A 16707-nucleotide genomic window follows, 5' to 3' on the forward strand; every position below is an offset into this window, starting at 1 on the left:
ACGATGGCTGAGACCGTGGTGGTGAGCGGCGTGGGTATGAGCCCGTTCGGGAAGTTTCTCGACCGTTCGATGAAGGACCTCGGCCGGGTGGCTGTGGACGCCGCACTGGCGGACGCCGGCATCGGGGTAGGTGATGTCCAGGCGATGTTCTTCTCCAACGCGCTCGCCGGCCTGATCACCGGCCAGGAGTGCATTCGCGGCGAAGTGGTGGGCTATCCGCTCGGGCTCGCCGGCATCCCGATCCACAACGTCGAGAACGCCTGCGCCTCGGGGGGCAACGCGCTCCACCTCGCGTGGATGGCGGTCGCGTCGGGGATGTACGACACCGTGTTGGCACTGGGTGTGGAGAAGGCCAACCACGCCGACCGGCAACGGATGTTCAGCGCCTACGCGGCGGGCGCGGACGTGGAGGAGAGCTTCAGCACCGGGGAGGGGGCGGGGCAGGACCGCAGCCCGTTCGTCGACCGCCAGGCCAAGCTGGCCACCGCGTTGTTCGATGAGCGCGGAGTAACGGTCGAGGACCTTGCCCAGGTCGCGTCCCGCTCGCTGAAGAGTGCCATGCTGAACCCGTTCGCCCACCGTCGTTTCGGCGCGACCACGGAGGAAGTGCTCGCGGCGCGTGTCGTTGTGGACCCCCTCACCGTGCTGATGAGCTCGCCGGTCAGCGACGGCGCCGCCGCGGTCGTCGTCACGAGCAGACCCGAGGTGGCGGCGTCGGACCGCGCCGTTCGCATCCTCGCCTCGCAGCTGGCCACCCGCCCGCCCAAGGACCGGCCGGATGCGCCCAACGCGGTCCAGGCATCGGCGCTCGCAGCGTTCGAGCAGGCGGGTCTGGGCCCTTCGGACATGGATCTGGCCGAGGTGCACGATGCCTCGGTCGCCTACGAACTGATGGCCTGGACCGATGTCGGTCTCTGCCAGAGGGGTGAGGAGCACCGGTGGATCGCCGAGGGGATCACCGAGGCGGACGGAACCCTGCCGGTCAACCGGACGGGAGGTCTGGTGGGCCGGGGCCACGCGCTCGGTGCCAGCGGTCTGGCGCAAGTGCACGACGTGGTGGCGCAGCTGCGCGGGGAGGCCGGGGAGCTGCAACTCGACACCGCGCCGGAACGCGCGGTGGTGCAGATCGGTGGCGGGGTGGTGGACTGGCAGACAGCGGCCTCCACGGTGCACGTGCTGGGGAGGGGCTAGATGAGCGACCTCGTCATCGACGCGCACATGCACGTCTGGGACGCGAGCTGGCTCCCTGAGGGTCTACGCCGTGCTTGGGCCAGACAAGCGTCCGGTCGGCGACTCCCCGAGCGCGACCCCGAGATCCTAATGGACCGGGTGGCGGTGGGGCAGAGCGACCCGAACGCCGCGTTGACCACCGCGGCCTTCGACCGTGCGGGGGTCGCCGCCGGAGTGGTACCGGTCGTCGACTGGACGATCGTCGGGACGCCGGGTGGACGACACCTCCCCATTGGTGAACTCAACGCACGTTACGAGAACGTCTGCGCGGCCAACGAAGGACGTCTCTACTTCTGCGCCGGTCTCGACCCGAGACACGGGAACGCACGCGAACTGTTCGCCGCCGCGCTCGAACACCCCCACTGCAAGGGCTTCAAGCTTTACCCGGCGGCGGGGTGGGACCTCGCCGACGAAGCGCATTCCTGGCTGTTCGACGAACTGCAGGAGCGTCGACTGCCCGTCGTGGTCCACACGAGCCCGCTGGGCGGAGACCCGCTCCAGGTCGCCCGGTGCCGCCCCGCCGAGGTCGCCTCGATGATGTCGCGCCATCCCGAACTCCGTGTGGTGTTCGCCCACGCCGGACTGGAGGCGTGGTGGGCGGAGGCATTGGACTGCGCGACCGGCTGGCAGCACGCCTACCTGGAACTGTCGTTGTGGCAGCGCTGCGCCCTCACCGACTACCCCGAGTTCCGACGGCGAGTGCGTCGGATGCGGGACCAGATCGGCGCACACCGCCTCGTCTTCGGCTCCGACATCATCCGCGGGCCCAGAGAGGACCCCGACGGAGCACACCTGGAGGAATGGATCACGAGAGTGCGCGACCTGGCGTCGTCACACGCGGGGGATCCTCCCGTGTTGAGCACAGAGGAACTCGCGCTCTTCCTGGCGCGGAACGCGGTACGACTCTATGACCTGAAGGAGTACGCATGACCGAGGAGACACTGGGAGAAGTCTTCCGTAAGGCCGGCCAGCGGTTCGCCGACAACGTGGCGATCATCTCGCAGGGGGAACAGCGCACGTTCGCGGAGGTGGTCGAGAACGGTTGGCGACTCACACACGCGTTGCGCGCTCGGGGGATCGAACCCGGGACCCCGGTGGCGGCGATGCTCGGCAACCGGGTCGAGTCGCTGGAGGTCTATGTCGGACTCGCGCTCGGCGGCTACACCGCGGTCCACGTCAACGACCGCCTCACAGCGCCGGAGGTCGACCACGTGTTGACCGACTCAGGCGCCGCGGCGCTGGTCCACACCGGTCAGGCGAGCAAGGTGGCGGCCGGGTTGTCCACCGCCGATCGGCTCTCCACGTGGTTGGCCATCGACGAGTCGCCGCCCGCGGGAGCCACCCCGTATGCCGACGCGCTCGCCGGCGCCGATGCATCACCCCTGCCGATCGACCGGTCGTTGGAGGACATCGCACTGATCGGCTACACCAGTGGCACGACGGGTTTCCCCAAGGGCGTCTTGGTCAGCCATCGTGCGGTGGTCAACTGCGTCAAGCTGGTGCCGTACGCCTACCGGATGCCGCTACAGGGCCATGTGGCGTTCCCGGGGGGCTGGTCCTTCGTCTCAGGTCTGTGGGGGGTGATCTTCCCGAACTTCTACACCGGTGGGACCGTGGCGTTCATCCCCGGTGCGACACCCCAGGAGTGGGGCCGACACATGGTCGAGTACGGAGCGACCTTCACACTCGGTCTCACCCCGCTGATCCCGGGACTGCTCGCGGCCATCGAGGCCCATCCCGCCGCGCTGCGGACTCTGCAGACCGTGCTTCACTCCGGCGGGCCGCTGCCATCCGAGCAGGCGAGGAAGCTCGTCGACACCATCGGGGACCGGCTGGTGGAGACCTGGGGCATGACCGAGGTCGTCGGCCCGATCACCATCACCAATCGCGGGGACTGGACGGGACAGGGCGCAGCACGCGACATCTTCTCCTCCGTCGGCCGTCCCTTGCCGACCGCGTCGGTGCGCGTCGTCGACAGCGACGGTGATCCGGTTCCCGAAGGCGAGGTCGGAGAGCTCGTGATCGAGGCCGACACCATGTTCTCCGGTTACCACGGCCAGCCGGAGAAAACCGCGGAGGTACTCCGAGACGGTGAGTACTTCACCGGTGACCTGGGGTACCGCGATGAAACCGGTTACTGCTACCTCACCGGGCGGGCCCAGGACCTCATCATCAGCGGGGGCGCCAACGTCTACCCGGCGGAGGTCGAGCGGGTTCTGGTGTCGATGGACGAGGTCGCCGACGCGGCGGTCTTCGGTCTGCCCGATGACCACTGGGGCGAGGCGGTGTCCGCTGCCGTCGTACGTGCTGCGGGCGCGACCGTGGACGAGGAGACCGTGCGCGCTTTCGCACGGTCGCGGCTCGCCGGATACAAGAAGCCGGTGAACGTGTTCTTCGTGGACGAACTGCCACGCAACGCCAGTCTGAAGGTCATGAAACACGTGCTCAAGGAACAGTTCGTTCCGGGCACGGACGACAACGTCAACGGAGTCCGACCATGAGCAAGCTTGGTATCAGTGAGCTTTTCCCGGGCACGGGATCTCGATCGGGCACGTGGTCCAACGACGCGGCCCAGCTGATCGAGGAGATCGGCTACAACTCGGTGTGGCTGCCCGAGCACGTCGTGTTCTTCCCGGACTATCGCTCGAAGTACCCGTACGAGTCGGGCGGCGGGGCAGAGGTCAACCGGACGCTGGGGGTACACGACCCGCTGGTGCTCGCCGCCTCCATCGCGGCGAGCACGGAGACGCTGCGCATCGGGACGTACGTCTTTGTCGTTCCGCAGCGCAACCCGATCGTCACCGCCCGCCAGGTGGCGAGCCTCGACCAGCTCAGCGGAGGACGCTTCGAGTTCGGTGTCGGTGTGGGCTGGGCCGAGGAGGAGTACGAAGCGCTCGACGTGCCGTTCGAACGGCGGGGCGCCCGTATGAACGACTACCTGGCCGCGATGCGTGTCCTGTGGGCCGAGGAAGAGTTGAGTGAGTACCGCGGGGAGTTCGTGGAGTTCGATCCTCTCTACTGTTTCCCCAAACCTGCCCAGCGGCCTCTGCCTGTCATCGTCGGAGGTAATTCGGCTTCGACTCTGCGACGTATCGTGGAGTTCGGCGACGGATGGGCCGGTTACAGCCAAACGCATGAGGACATCCGTATCTTCCTGGAGCAACTCGAGGAAGGGATGACGGCGGCCGGTCGTGACATGTCTGAGCTTTCCCTCAAGGTCGGTCGACGCAACAAGGGTTCGACGGAGAAGGACTGGGAGGACACCCGTGCCTACATTGACGAGGCCTTCCGGCTGGGTATCGATGAAGTCGTGGTCTCACCCCGGATCGGTGACGAGAACTACGAGAGGGACATGCGCCGCTACGCCGAGATCATCGGTCTTTGAGCGCCGTCACTACCTGCCTCGGCGGTTGTACGGTACCGTGTAATAGAGCAAGCGCTTGATTAATTAGGAGATGGCGTGGCGCAAGTCAGCGGCGAGACAGAGCGGACATCCGAGGTGGACTACCTCATCATCGGCGCCGGGGTGTGTGGTCTCTACCAACTGCACCAGTTGCTCGAGATCGGGGCCGATGTGCGGGTGGTCGACGCCAACGCGGGACTCGGCGGTACGTGGTACAAGAACCGGTACCCGGGCTGTCGTTTCGACTCCGAGTCCTACACGTACCAGTACTCGTTCTCCCAGGAACTTCTCGACGAGTGGGACTGGAAAGAGAAGTTCGCCGCGCAACCCGAGACGCTTTCCTACCTCGAGTACGTGGCGGACAAGTTCGACCTGCGTCCGCACATCACCTTCAACGCGCGTGTTGTCCGGGCCGAGTGGTCGGAGGACGACTGGCGGTGGACACTCACCTTCGAGGGCGGTCGGACGACCCGCGCCAAGTTCGTGCTGGGCGCGATGGGTCTTCTCTCCGTTCCTACATATCCGCGGATCGCGGGTCGGGGAGCGTTCCGAGGGCTGGAGACGCACACGTTCGACTGGCCAGAGGGATACGACGTGACCGGGAAGCGGGTCGCGGTGATCGGCACCGGTTCGAGCGGTGTACAGGTGATCACCGATATCGCCGACGGGGTGGAGTCGATGTACGTCCTCCAACGAGACGCCAACTGGTGTGCGCCCTTGGGCAACGCGCCGATCTCCACAGAGGAGATGCGCGAGTTGAGAGAAAAGTACGATGAGATCTTCGCCTGGTGTCGTGAAACTCCGGCGGGATTCATCCACCGGCCCGACCGGACGCTTTCGACCGACGTGACACGTGAAGAGCGGCTACGTCACTGGGAGGAGCTCTACAATGGCCAAGGTGCCGGCCTGTACATGGGTAACTACCGTGATTGCATCATGGAACCGGAACCGAACCGTGAGCTTTCTGAGTTCGTTGCCGAAAAAATCCGCGAGCGAGTCAGCGCCCCCGGGGTGGCCGACCTGTTGATTCCCAAGGACCACGGGTTCGGGATGAAGCGGGTTGCGGGAGAATCTGGTTTCTACGAGGTTTTCAACAAATCCAACGTCGAACTGGTCGATCTGATGGATCATCCGATCCACGAGGTGACCGAGACCGGTATCAGGATCGACCTCGGTTCCGGAGAATTCCGCGACCTTGAGCTGGATGTCATCGTCTATGCCACTGGATTCGACGCTGTGACCGGGCCCCTCGACCGGATCGAGATCATTGGCGTCGATGATGTTCGGCTCAAGGACCAGTGGAAGGACGGTCCGGAGACGTGTTTGGGGATCCAGGTCTCTTCCTTCCCCAACCTGTTCGTTCTTGTGGGACCACAGTCGGGATCGGCCTCGGCCAACTTTCCGCGTGGGATCGAAGACGTCGTCAACTGGATGACACAGACGGCGCTTTACATCGAGAAGCACGAAATCGGCAGGTTCGAAGGGCGTCGCGATGCAGAGATCGAGTGGGTCGCGCACGTGCGTGAGATGAACTCCAAACTGCTGATGTCGCAGACACGGTCGTGGTTCAACGGACACAACATCAATCTCGACCGCGACGACAACCCGCGCGTCATGGTGTATCTCGGGGGTGCTCCCCGGTATCGCCGCCGACTTGCCGAGGAAATCGAGAACGACTATCCCAGCTTCCTTCTGTCACATTCTTCCGTGTCGGCGGCACCATCGACCTGACGGCATCACGAGACAACCGGACGGAGAATCGCGAGGAGAAGAGTTCACTCGGTCACAGGGGAGCGAGAGCGCGTGGTCCACGGTGACCCTTGTCCGTGTGCCGTGGCGAAGGGGGGATCTGCCGCCGGAGGAGCACAGCAGGCCCCAGTGGCCGGCCAGGGGGTGTGGCGGAGGCGCACTCCGGCTGAACGCGAGGAGATCGCCTTGGCCGAGGTACTACGGGAAGGCGTACGCGCTGTCGCTCGTCCGATCGGCCGGGCCGTCCTCGAACATGCGCTGTGAACTGCACCGTAGCGGCTGTAGACCCGCCGCGATGTCCTTCACGGTGCCAGGCGGAAACCGGCCTCCTCCGGAAGACCCGGTGAACGCGGCTTGGGCGATATGAGCCGGGGCCGCACGCCCCGTCAGGGCCCGGGGCGGCTGAAGCCGGAGGGCGGGCGCCCCGCCACGGAACACCCGTTCCTCGCCGACGGTGTCCGTGCCGGTCACGAAGCGCCTTTGCCTCCAGCCGCCGTGCGGCGGGGAGGCAACCTCTGTGGTCCCAGGTTGCCCGTGGGTGAGCCGGTCCGCCCGCGGGGGCCGGTGCCGCGCCCTCCCCGCCCACCACACGTGTTTCGTGCTGGGTGTGATGGAGCCGTGTTCCTGGTTCTCGGGCCGGTCCGCGATGGGTGGTCTGTTCTCGAACTCCACGGGTGTCAGCAGGCTGGTGGTCGAGTGCGGGCATCGGCGGTTTCGGAGACCGCGGTGGCCGGCTCCCACCGTTCCGCCCCAGGTTCTCAGTACCCGAGCCAACCTACGCTCGACCAGGGAACCACAGGCCAGAGGACGTATCCAGGACTCGGACCTCCCAGTGCGGCACGAGTCAGTCCAGGTACCGCCAACCGCCATACTCCCGGTCGGGGTCCGAGCATGCGTGCGGGCCCGGGAGCGGCCCTGTTCCAGAAGTCCCACGGCACGGTCCACCCATGGCCTCGATCACGCGTGGCGCCGCAGACCCCCATCGACGCCGATCGTCTCCCCGCTGACGTAGGAAGCTCCCTCTGAACACAGGAAAGCGATCAAGGCAGCCACCTCCTCCGGATCGCCGAAGCGCTTCGAAGGAATGTTCTGTGAGGCGTACTCCTCGCGAGACTCCGGAGTGGGGAAGTGACGCCGCACCTGCTCACTGTCGATCCGCCCGGGCGCCACGCAGTTGACGGTCACGCCCGCGGCGGCGACCTCGCGAGAGAACGCCTTGGACCAGAGGCGGCAAGCCGCGATGGCTGCTTGGGCAGCCGTGACCGCGACGGGCTCGATCAGGCCGACCACATTCACCACCCGACCACGGCCGGACGCCTCGAGTTCGCGGCGGAACTCCTCGGCGAGCCGGCGCTTGACATGGAAGTTCAACTCAAAGGAGTGCCTCCAAGCCTCTTCGTCGAGAACGCTGGAAGGCGGGTCCGCCTGGCCTGCGTTGTTGACCAGAATGTCCACGCCATCGAATCCTTCGCGTGCCGCCCGGCCGACTTCCCAGGCAGCATCAGGGGCGCTGAGGTCACAGGCGAGAAAAGTCGGACGCCTTCCCGTGGACTCGGTGATCTGATCGGCGACCATTTCGAGTGTGTGGACACGCCGGGCGACCAGTAGCACATGCGCACCGTTCTCGGCGAGAGCGCTCGCCACCGCGCGGCCGATGCCTGCACCGGCCCCGGTGACGATTGCCCGGGTACCGTCAAGCCTCAGTTCCATGACCCCGCTCCTCGTCGACCGCGGCGGACGCAGCTGTTCTCTGCGCTGAGATCCGACGCGACCTTTGTCCGCGAGGGTAGGGCTTTCTTCAGTCGCATGTCAAGCAACTGCTTGATAGACTTCCTGTGTGGTAGATAACCCGTCGACGACCGACCCGCAGACCGATATCACCTCTTCCCCGGATCAGCACCACGACCAGCTGGTCTCGCAGCTGCGTGTTTTTCTGGACAGGTTCTCCTCCGCGGTCCTCACCGGGGCGGCGAGCGAAGAACTCCGCGCCACCTTGTTCGACTTGGCCCAAGGGCTCGCCGAGGACCAGGCGCCCGAAGAACGGCGGCACTACGGCCACCTTCCCCATCTGCCTGCGGCAGGTCAGGCGACCAGTCCCTGGTACGAGGTACTCGAACTGACACTGCCTGATTTGCTCGTGGGCCGAGCGGTCTTCGGTCCGTTCTTCCTCGGCGGCAGAGGCGCCGCCCACGGGGGATCCATACCGCTGCTCTTCGACGAGTTGTTCGGAAGGTTGGCGAATGCCGAAGGTATGCCGGCTTCACGGACGGCGTACCTGAACACCCGCTACCACTCAGTCGTCGGCATCGGAGTCGAACTCACCTTCTCTGCTTGGACGGACCGCGTGGAGGGTCGCAAAAGGTTCATGCGAGCCGAACTGCGGCACGGCCAAGTGCTGTGCGCGGAGGCGGAGGCCCTCTTCGTCACCCTGAGACCCGGTCAGGCCTGAACCCGATCTCACGTGGACCGGAGAACTACGTAGGGCACACACCCGCGCGGGCGTGCTGGCGACCCGGCCGGTGCGCTCGCGCGGCACTCCGGCCGTTCTGGCACGGGCCGCGCCACGGGCGGTGGGAGAGGTCCTCGGCGCGCTCAAGCTCGGTCATGAGCGGTGACCCGTCGACCTTCATACGGATGGCCGGGCCGATGACGACCGCCACCGCGCTCAGGATGAAGGGGATGCGCCGGCCGCCGCCGACCAGGAAGTCCTCCCCGACCGGGCTCAGCGGGGTGGAGGCCCCGACCGCCCTGTGGAGCGCCCTGAACCTGTCGGTGGCGGTGCCGGACAGCCGCGGCGGTGGGACGGCCGGGACCCCGCGCTACTTCACCGCGCCCGCAGAGAGCCCGGACACGAGGTAGCGCTGGACCAGCATGAAGGCGACGACCACCGGCAGGGAAATGGTCAGCGACGCGGCCAGCAGCTCGTTCCACAGGGTGTCGGTCTGGCTGGTGTAGAGCTTGAGCCCGATGGAGAGCGTGCGGGTCTCGGTGTCGGTCAGCACCGAGGCGAACAGCACCTCGCCCCAGGCGGTGATGAACGCGAACACCCCGACGGCGAGGATGCCCGGGCGGGCCACGGGAAGGATGACCCGGACCAGGGCACCGATCCTGCCGGTGCCGTCGATCATCGCCGCTTCCTCCAAGCCCTCGGGGATGGCGCTGAAGTATCCGGCCAGCATCCAGATCGAGAACGGCAGGGCGAAGGTCAGGTAGGTGATGATGAGCCCGGTGTAGGAGCCGGTGAACTCGATGCCGGTGAGGTCCTCCAGCCGCACGAAGATCAGGAAGAGCGGCAGCAGGAACAGGATGCCGGGGAACATCTGCGTCGAGAGCACCGTCATGCTGAACAGCCGCTTGCCGCGAAAGCGCAGCCGCGACAGCGGATAGGCGGCCAGCACCGCCACCACCAGCGCCAGGACCGTCGCCGTGGTCGTGACGATCAGGCTGTTGACGAGGTAGCGGGCCAGCGGGATCGTCGTCCACATGTCCACGTACGGCTGGAGGGTGACGCGGTCCGGAAGCCAGGTGAACGCTCCCCGGACGTTCTCCAGCGGCTTCACCGAGGTCACCACCAGCACGTACAGGGGCAGCACGGTGAACACGGTGAGAAAGGTCAGGACGATCCGGCGGAACCAGCGGAATCCCCGTGTCTCATTCATTGCCCCTCCCCTTGGGCAGCACCATGCGGACGTAGACCACCGACGCGATGACCAGCGCGACAAGCAGCAGCACGCTCATCGCGGCGCCCAGCCCGAAGTTCCAGTTGACGAAGGAGTGCTCGTAGATCAGCGGTGAGATCAGCCGTGCGCTCTCGGGTGAGGTGTCGCCGAAGAGCAGGAAGGGGATGTTGAACTCGTTGAACGTCCACAACCCCATGACAAGCAGTACGACCGCGTTCGCCGAGCGCACCATGGGCAGCGTGATGCCGGTGAACCGCTTCCAGGTCGAGGCGCCGTCGATGGCGGCGGCCTCGTACATGTCCTCGGGGATGCTCTGTAGCGCCGCCAGCAGCATCAGGAACGCGAACGGCCACAGCCGCCACACCGACACGATCACCAGCACCCAGAACGCGTTCTCACCGATGAGCCAGAACGGGCGCTCGTCCAGCAGCCCCAGATCCTGCACGAGCATCCGGTTGACCATGCCGTCGCGCTGGTTGAACATGAACGCCCAGAGGATCGCGGCGACGTAGACCGGCAGGGCGTAAGGCACGAGGAACAGGGTGCGTAGTACACCGCGCCCCCGGAACTTCGTGTTCAACGCGACAGCGGCAGCCATCCCCAGCGTCCACGACAACCCCACCACCAGCACGGTGTAGACGGAGGTGCGGAACAGGCTCTCGAACAGGGCGCTGCCCAGGGCGTTCCCGGGATCGAGACCGCGGACGAAGTTGTCGAGGCCGACGAACGGCGCCGTCGTCCAGCGCCGGATGGTCAGCTGCGTCAGCGAGGTGAACGCGATGTAGATCCCCAGGGCCATGGGGATGATATGGACCAGCAGCTCCAGTACCGCCGCCGGCAACACCATGCCGTACGGCAGGAACCACCCCGGGCGGCGCCCGCGCCGCCTGTCGGGTCCTTCCACGGGGCCGGTCCCGGACAGACCCTCCGCGGCCCCGGGCTCCGGTTCTTCGGTAGTCGACATCTAGCGCCTCCATCACACGGTCGCCCCGCCGCGGGGCGAGGCGACCGAAGGACACACCGCCTAGTTCGCGGCGTCCATCTGGGTCTCGGCTTCCTCCATGGCCTGGCGGATGTCGGCCTCGGTGATCTCGCTGCCGGTCGCCACCTCGGCGAAGAGCCCACTGATCGCCTCGCCGAGCACCGTCTCCATCTGTCCCTCCTCGGGGATCAGCGGCATCGGTGCGGAGTGCTCGGTGAGGATCGTGCGGAAGGTGTCCATCGACTCGCTCTGCAACTCCTCGCTGTCGTAGGACTCGTCGGCCACCGGCAGCGTCTGGAACTCCTGGGACAGGTACACCTGCTCCTCCGGGCTGGTCAGGTGCTCGACCAGCTGCAAAGCGCCCTCCTTGTCGTCGGTGTCGTTGAAGACGCTGATGTTGATCCCGGCCGCGTGGCTCTGGATGGGCTCGCCCGGCAGCGGGTCGAGCATCGGCACCTGGGCGACCTCGTAGTCGTCGAATCCGCGGGCGGCCATGGTGGTACGGGCGCTGCCCTGCACGATGATCATGGCCGCGCGCCCGTCGACGAAGTCGCTGATGCCCTGGGTGCCGTCACTGAACTCGGCGCTGCTGGGGTCGACGACCTCTTCCACGGCCATCAGGTCCACCCACCGCTTGATCGCGGTGACCTGCTCGTCGGAGGAGAAGGCGGGCCCGTCCTCCCCCCACAGTTGTCCGCCCTGCTGCTGGCCGAGGACGAAGGCCATGTGGGAGTTCTGCCGCTCGCTGCCGCCCTCCATCACGAAGCCGTACTGGTCGGTCTCGCCGTCGCCGTCGGCGTCCCTGGTCAGCTCGTCCGCGGTGTCGACGAACTCCTCCCAGGTCGCGGGCGGTTCCTCGATGCCCGCCTCCTCGAACATGGTGGGGTTGTAGAACAGCGCGTAGGACAGGCCGTAGAGCGGCACCGACGTCGGCGGCCGGCCCTCGGCGCCGCCGGTGGCGAAGCTGGTGCTGACGAAGCGCTCCTCGCCGCCCACCGCCTCAAGGTCCGCGCCCTCGTAGGGCACGAAGGCACCGGTCTCCTGGAGGCTGGCTGCCCAGGTGTTGCCGATGTTGAGTACGTCGGGCGCGTCGCCGCTGCTGACCGCGGTGAGGATGCGGTTGTACAGCTCGCTCCAGGGGATGACCTCCAGTTCGACCTCGACTCCGGTCTCCTCGGTGAAGCGGTCGAGCGCGGGCTGGAGGACTTCCTGGTCCTCCTCCACGCTCGCTCCCTGGTTGCTGGCCCAGTAGGTCAGCGTCTGGTCCCCGGAATCCTCGCCGGAACCACAGGCGGTCAGTGCGGCGACGAGTCCGAGTGCGGTCGAAGCGGACAGTAGCGCTGTGGGAGGTGTCTTCACGGCCGTCTCCGTTTCTCTGCAGGCCATGGGAGCCCGTCGTCAGCGTCGGCGATGACGGAACGGGCAGGGCGGACGCGCCCGTCGACCTGTGGGCAAGGGGCATCGGAACCGGTGGGCCACACATGTCGCTCTACGTAGCCCAACGGTTAAGTAAACCGGTTTACCTGGCCAGTGTAGGTGAGATCACAGGAAGGCAGCAGAGTCAGTTGTGGAACCGTTACAAGCGATGGTCCGGCTGTCCGGAGGACTCCCTCAGGCAGAGCTCACCGGTGAGTACGGTCGACAGCGGCGGCTCCTGCCCCTTGAGCATGTCCAGCAGGATGCGGGCGCCGACACTGCCCAGCGCGCGGTGCCTGTTGCGGACGGTCGTCAGTGGCGGCGTGACGAACGAGGCCAGGGGGATGTCGTCGAACCCGGCCACCGCCATGTCGTCGGGGATGGTCAGACCCGCCTCCCTCAGCACGGAGTAACCGCCTATGGCCATGAGGTCGCTGCCGTAGAAGATGGCGGTGGGGCGTTCACCGTCGCGCCTGGCGATGATGCGCTCCGTGGCCTGGGCCCCGCCCGCGATGGTGTAGCCGCCTTGCTCCTCCACCGGCCCAGGTTCCAGCCCGAACTCGCGCACTGCCTTCTCCCAGTGGCGTCGGCGCTGGAGTGCGTGCAGCATGTGGGGGTCTCCCTGCACGTGGGCGATGCGCTGATGGCCCGCCTCGGCGAAGCGGCGAACCAGACCGCGGATCGCCTCCTCGGAGTCATTGGTGATGGTGGGGAGGTCGGAGGAGCCCTCGGGCGCACCGCCCACGACGGCGGGAGCGCCCAGACGGCGCAGCAGCGCGGGGCGACCGTCGTCCGTCCGCAGGTCGGTGACCAGGAAACCGTCGACGAAGTGGTCGTTGAACAGCCGCTCGTAGGTGGCGGTCTCGGTCCGCTCGTCGGGTACGAAGCGGATGACGGTGGCGTGCTCCTCGCCGGAGAGCACCGACTCGATGCCGGACAGGAACGACGGGAAGAACGCGTCGAAGTCGAGGATCTCGGGGGAGCGGCGTACGACCAGGCCCACGGTGCCCAGCGACTTGCCGTTGAGCGCGCGTGCGGCGTAACTCGGGCTCCATCCCAGTTCGACCGCCGCCTGGCGGATGCGTTCACGGGTGCTGGCGCTGGTACCGGTACCGGTGTTCAACGCTCGTGACACAGCGCCCTTGCTCACGCCCGCCCGACGGGCGACATCGCTGATCGTGGGGCGTTTTCGACCCGTGTTTCCGCTTGTCATGGGAAGATGGTAGTCCGTTGGACCTCGGGGACACGCGCCGATGGTGTCTGGCCCCGCGGCCTCCGGGTGCTGCGGGCCGGAACGCGTTCGGTACCGATTACGGTGACGACCGCCTGTCGTCCCGCGAACCGGCTTCGGAGGCGCGGAGCTCCTCGTTGATCCGCTGCGCCTCCTCCAACTGGTCCTCCAGGATGATGATCTTGCAGGCGGCCTCGATCGGGGTGCCCTCGTCCACGAGTTCGCGGGCGCGGGAGGCGATCCTCAGCTGGTAGCGGGAGTAGCGGCGGTGGCCGCCCGCCGAGCGCAGGGGCTCGATCAGCCGGGCGTCGCCCAGGGCGCGCAGGAACGCCGGCGTGGTGCCGAGCATCTCCGCCGCGCGGCCCATGGTGTAGGCGGGGTAGTCGTCATCGTCGAACCGGTCTTCGGTTGCGGGACGGGACAAGCGTCTCTCTTTCTCTCCTGAGCCTGAGCGCACGTCGAGGGCCCCAGCGCCGTGCGGCGCCGGGGCCCGAGAGTTCAGTACCACCTACCGGTCGCTGCCGGTCTTCCGCTTCCCGAGGTCAAGCTGGGACGGGATCGCGGGGATCGCGGTTGTGTGACCGTGGACCACCTACTTCCGAACCGGGGCCTGCGGTACCCGAGCGGAACATCCCCACACCCGGGCGATCCTGATGGCGACTGCTCCTCTCGACCTCACTGCGTGCGTTTCCTCGTACTGCCGTGTCCCCCGTGCGGGCGGGACACCGGTACTGCGGTGTTGCGGTCCTACCGGCTCCCGGCGTCTTGAAGCACGTGCACACCGGTCGAGCCGACCTGCTCTGTTACTGCGCGGTCCTCCCCGTGCGGGCGGAGCACCGGTACTGCGGTGCTGCGGTCCTACCGGCTCCCGGCGCCGTCCAACACCCGCGCGCCGGTCGAGCCCTACCGCGTCCTTCTTGCTGTCCTGCTCACTGCTACGGCGTCCCCCGTGCGGGCGGGACACCGGTACCGCTCCCCACCGGCGTATCCGGTGGTCCACTCGTGGATCTCTGTGGCTACGAGAAGAAATCTAGCAGCACTGGAAACACATGTCTACTACGACCGATGGAGATTTCGGTGTGTCCCGCGAACAGGTATTCCGAGGACGGGAGACCGGTGTCCCGTTCCCGGGACGCGGAGGCGGAGGCGGGGCCGCGGGGAAGGGCGGACCACGGGATCAGCCCGGGTCGGAGGCACCACGCCCGGCGGACCACCCGGAGCGTCTCTACCGCTGGATGGCGCCTGGGCCTCCTCCGGCTCGCCGCCGGTGGTGAGCCGGTGGGGTACGAACCCCGCGGGGGACGGCAGGTCCGTTTCGAAGGCCTCCTCGTCCCAGGCCCGGGTGACCTCACGGCACTGACCGTCCTCCAGGCGCAGTTCGATGATGCCGAGACCTTGCCGGGCAGGGCGTCGATGACCCGGTAGGCGGTCACACCGAACGCCGCGTACCCGTGGCGCTTGGTGTGGTCGTCCCGCAGGACGCCCTCCCGGACCGCGGCCCGGGAGATGTCGGTGAGGCGTGCCACACTCGGCACATGTTGGACCATCTCGGTATCCAGGTCAGCGACCCCGCGGCGAGCGCCGCCTTCTACGACAGGGTCCTCGCCCCGCTGGGCGCCGGACGCATCCTCGACTTCGGCGAGAACATCGGCTACGGCACGTCGGCCCCGGACTTCTGGATCGGGCCCGCGAACACGCCGGGTGACGCCCGGGAGTCCCACATCGCCTTCACCGCGCCCGACCGGGCGACGGTGGACGCCTTCTTCGCGGCGGCCGTCGAGGCGGGCGCGGAGGTGCTCCACGAGCCGAAGGAGTGGCCCGAGTACCACGAGCACTACTACGGCGCGTTCGTCCGCGACCCCGACGGCAACAACGTCGAGGCCGTCTCGCACGTCCCCGTCTGAGCGGTCCCGCCTGACCGCACGCTCTCGCGCCGAGGGCGTGTCCGCGGCGCCCGCCGTACTCCCCGCAACCCCGGATACGAGGCGCGGACACACCACTAGGACGGTCCGGGCGTCCGCAGGCGTGACAGCTTCTCGGGGTTGACCAGAAGGTACACGTGTTGGACCCGGCCCCCGGCGATGTCCAGGGACGCCAGTGTGACCGCCCTGCCGCCTGCGGAGATGATCGCCGCCGGGCCGCCGTTGACCTCGGTGACCACGGGCCGCAGGTCCTCCGTCCCACGCAGGTCCACCGAGCGCAGGAACCGCTCGGTGTTGCGCGGCAGTACCAAGGACGCCAGGAACCGGCCGACCTTAGCGGCGCCGTTCAGGACCCGGCGGGGCGCCCTGGCCCTGCCGCCGCTGTCGCTGACCAGGGTGACGTCGTCGGCGAGCAGGCCGGTCAGCCCGTCCAGGTCGCCCTCCAGGCAGGCCTGGAGGAAGCGCTCGGTCATCCGCCTCCGGGTGGCCCGGTCGGCCTCGAACCGGGGGCGCCGGCTTCGGACGTGCTCGCGGGCCCGCCGTGCCAGCTGCCGGACGGCGGCCTCCTCCCTGCCGATGGCCTCGCCGATCTCGGCGTAGGGCGTCTGGAAGGCCTCGCGCAGCACGAACACCGCGCGCTCCAGCGGACTGAGCGTCTCCAGGACCACCAGGAGCGCGAACTCGACCGAGTCCGCCAGCTCGGCGCGCTCGGCTCCGCCGGGGATGTCGCTGACCGGCTCGGGCAGCCATGCGCCCACGTAGGTCTCGCGCCGGACGCGGGCGCTGCGCAGCCGGTCGATGGCGAGCCGGGAGACGACGGTGACCAGGTAGGCGCGAGGCTCGTCGACGGAGCCGGAGTCGACGGTGGACCAGCGCAGCCACGCCTCCTGCACGACGTCCTCGGCGTCGGATGCGGTGCCCAGGACGCGGTAGGCGACACCGGTCAGGAGGGAGCGGTGTTCTTCGAAGACATCGGTCGTCATGACAGGAAGACGTATCACCCCGGTCCGTGTGTGACACGCTCACCGACACGTTCCGCCGCCGCCGGGCCGGGACCGCCGGGGTCCGACCACGGGACCGGCAGCGGATAGCGT

15 protein-coding genes are annotated in these 16707 nt (G+C 67.5%); 8 read left to right on the forward strand and 7 right to left on the reverse strand.

What is annotated here, in order from left to right:
* The first annotated feature begins 3 nt into the window (after positions 1–3).
* From FYX01_RS06025 to FYX01_RS06045, 5 genes are all read left to right on the forward strand, one after another.
* Positions 4–1191, forward strand: a complete 1188-nt coding sequence (locus FYX01_RS06025) for a thiolase family protein (RefSeq protein ID WP_190394203.1) — start codon at positions 4–6, stop codon at positions 1189–1191.
* The gene (locus FYX01_RS06030; protein WP_150238378.1) at positions 1192–2160 is read left to right on the forward strand and encodes an amidohydrolase family protein; all 969 of its coding nucleotides are present in this window, start codon (positions 1192–1194) and stop codon (positions 2158–2160) included.
* Positions 2157–3731, forward strand: coding sequence for a class I adenylate-forming enzyme family protein (locus tag FYX01_RS06035; RefSeq protein ID WP_150238380.1), 1575 nt, complete (start codon positions 2157–2159; stop codon positions 3729–3731). Before FYX01_RS06030 ends, FYX01_RS06035 begins: the two co-directional genes overlap by 4 nt.
* On the forward strand, positions 3728–4615 hold the full coding sequence (locus tag FYX01_RS06040) for an LLM class F420-dependent oxidoreductase (protein WP_150238382.1): 888 nt from the start codon (positions 3728–3730) through the stop codon (positions 4613–4615). The genes FYX01_RS06035 and FYX01_RS06040 overlap by 4 nt, the downstream gene beginning before the upstream one ends.
* Positions 4616–4690: 75 nt before the next feature.
* Positions 4691–6364 (forward strand): flavin-containing monooxygenase, encoded by a 1674-nt coding sequence (locus FYX01_RS06045; protein ID WP_150238383.1) that lies wholly within the window; start codon positions 4691–4693, stop codon positions 6362–6364.
* A gap of 975 nt (positions 6365–7339) precedes the next feature.
* Here the strand turns inward: FYX01_RS06045 and FYX01_RS06050 are convergent.
* Positions 7340–8092: an SDR family NAD(P)-dependent oxidoreductase gene (locus tag FYX01_RS06050; protein ID WP_150238385.1), complete on the reverse strand. Its 753-nt coding sequence runs from the start codon at positions 8090–8092 to the stop codon at positions 7340–7342.
* A 127-nt stretch (positions 8093–8219) separates the two neighbouring features.
* Between FYX01_RS06050 and FYX01_RS06055 the strand changes: the two genes are divergently transcribed.
* Positions 8220–8831: a PaaI family thioesterase gene (locus tag FYX01_RS06055; protein WP_150238387.1), complete on the forward strand. Its 612-nt coding sequence runs from the start codon at positions 8220–8222 to the stop codon at positions 8829–8831.
* A gap of 155 nt (positions 8832–8986) precedes the next feature.
* Positions 8987–9241 carry a hypothetical protein gene (locus FYX01_RS06060; protein WP_150238389.1) on the forward strand — a complete coding sequence of 85 codons (255 nt, stop codon included), beginning with the start codon at positions 8987–8989 and terminating at the stop codon, positions 9239–9241.
* Here the strand turns inward: FYX01_RS06060 and FYX01_RS06065 are convergent.
* From FYX01_RS06065 to FYX01_RS06085, 5 genes are all read right to left on the reverse strand, one after another.
* Positions 9202–10041 (reverse strand): carbohydrate ABC transporter permease, encoded by an 840-nt coding sequence (locus FYX01_RS06065; protein WP_150238391.1) that lies wholly within the window; start codon positions 10039–10041, stop codon positions 9202–9204. The two genes, FYX01_RS06060 and FYX01_RS06065, sit on opposite strands and share 40 nt — an antisense overlap.
* On the reverse strand, positions 10034–11026 hold the full coding sequence (locus tag FYX01_RS06070) for a carbohydrate ABC transporter permease (RefSeq protein WP_150238393.1): 993 nt from the start codon (positions 11024–11026) through the stop codon (positions 10034–10036). Before FYX01_RS06070 ends, FYX01_RS06065 begins: the two co-directional genes overlap by 8 nt.
* A 60-nt stretch (positions 11027–11086) precedes the next feature.
* Positions 11087–12403, reverse strand: coding sequence for an ABC transporter substrate-binding protein (locus tag FYX01_RS06075; protein ID WP_150238395.1), 1317 nt, complete (start codon positions 12401–12403; stop codon positions 11087–11089).
* Positions 12404–12620: 217 nt separating this feature from the next.
* Entirely contained in the window at positions 12621–13673 is a 1053-nt protein-coding gene (locus tag FYX01_RS06080) for a LacI family DNA-binding transcriptional regulator (RefSeq protein ID WP_150238397.1), read from the reverse strand.
* 97 nt (positions 13674–13770) lie between these two features.
* The gene (locus tag FYX01_RS06085; RefSeq protein ID WP_150238399.1) at positions 13771–14115 is read right to left on the reverse strand and encodes a MerR family transcriptional regulator; all 345 of its coding nucleotides are present in this window, start codon (positions 14113–14115) and stop codon (positions 13771–13773) included.
* A gap of 1111 nt (positions 14116–15226) precedes the next feature.
* On the opposite strand from FYX01_RS06085, the gene FYX01_RS06090 reads away from it, so the two are divergent.
* Positions 15227–15595: a VOC family protein gene (locus tag FYX01_RS06090; protein ID WP_150238401.1), complete on the forward strand. Its 369-nt coding sequence runs from the start codon at positions 15227–15229 to the stop codon at positions 15593–15595.
* A 95-nt stretch (positions 15596–15690) separates the two neighbouring features.
* On the opposite strand, the gene sigJ is transcribed toward FYX01_RS06090, so the two are convergent.
* Positions 15691–16596: an RNA polymerase sigma factor SigJ gene (gene sigJ, locus FYX01_RS06095; RefSeq protein WP_150238403.1), complete on the reverse strand. Its 906-nt coding sequence runs from the start codon at positions 16594–16596 to the stop codon at positions 15691–15693.
* Positions 16597–16707 lie beyond the last annotated feature (111 nt).

Origin of the sequence: Nocardiopsis quinghaiensis (assembly GCF_008638365.1) — a bacterium.
Taxonomy (GTDB): domain Bacteria; phylum Actinomycetota; class Actinomycetes; order Streptosporangiales; family Streptosporangiaceae; genus Nocardiopsis; species Nocardiopsis quinghaiensis.

Bases quoted from the DNA above. Each gene is read 5' to 3' on its own strand.
- FYX01_RS06025 (WP_190394203.1), top strand. From the start codon at position 4: ATGGCTGAGACCGTGGTGGTGAGCGGCGTGGGTATGAGCCCGTTCGGG.
- FYX01_RS06030 (WP_150238378.1), top strand. From the start codon at position 1,192: ATGAGCGACCTCGTCATCGACGCGCACATGCACGTCTGGGACGCGAGC.
- FYX01_RS06035 (WP_150238380.1), top strand. From the start codon at position 2,157: ATGACCGAGGAGACACTGGGAGAAGTCTTCCGTAAGGCCGGCCAGCGG.
- FYX01_RS06040 (WP_150238382.1), top strand. From the start codon at position 3,728: ATGAGCAAGCTTGGTATCAGTGAGCTTTTCCCGGGCACGGGATCTCGA.
- FYX01_RS06050 (WP_150238385.1), bottom strand. From the start codon at position 8,092: ATGGAACTGAGGCTTGACGGTACCCGGGCAATCGTCACCGGGGCCGGT.
- FYX01_RS06060 (WP_150238389.1), top strand. From the start codon at position 8,987: ATGAGCGGTGACCCGTCGACCTTCATACGGATGGCCGGGCCGATGACG.
- FYX01_RS06065 (WP_150238391.1), bottom strand. From the start codon at position 10,041: ATGAATGAGACACGGGGATTCCGCTGGTTCCGCCGGATCGTCCTGACC.
- FYX01_RS06070 (WP_150238393.1), bottom strand. From the start codon at position 11,026: ATGTCGACTACCGAAGAACCGGAGCCCGGGGCCGCGGAGGGTCTGTCC.
- FYX01_RS06080 (WP_150238397.1), bottom strand. From the start codon at position 13,673: ATGACAAGCGGAAACACGGGTCGAAAACGCCCCACGATCAGCGATGTC.
- FYX01_RS06090 (WP_150238401.1), top strand. From the start codon at position 15,227: ATGTTGGACCATCTCGGTATCCAGGTCAGCGACCCCGCGGCGAGCGCC.
- sigJ (WP_150238403.1), bottom strand. From the start codon at position 16,596: ATGACGACCGATGTCTTCGAAGAACACCGCTCCCTCCTGACCGGTGTC.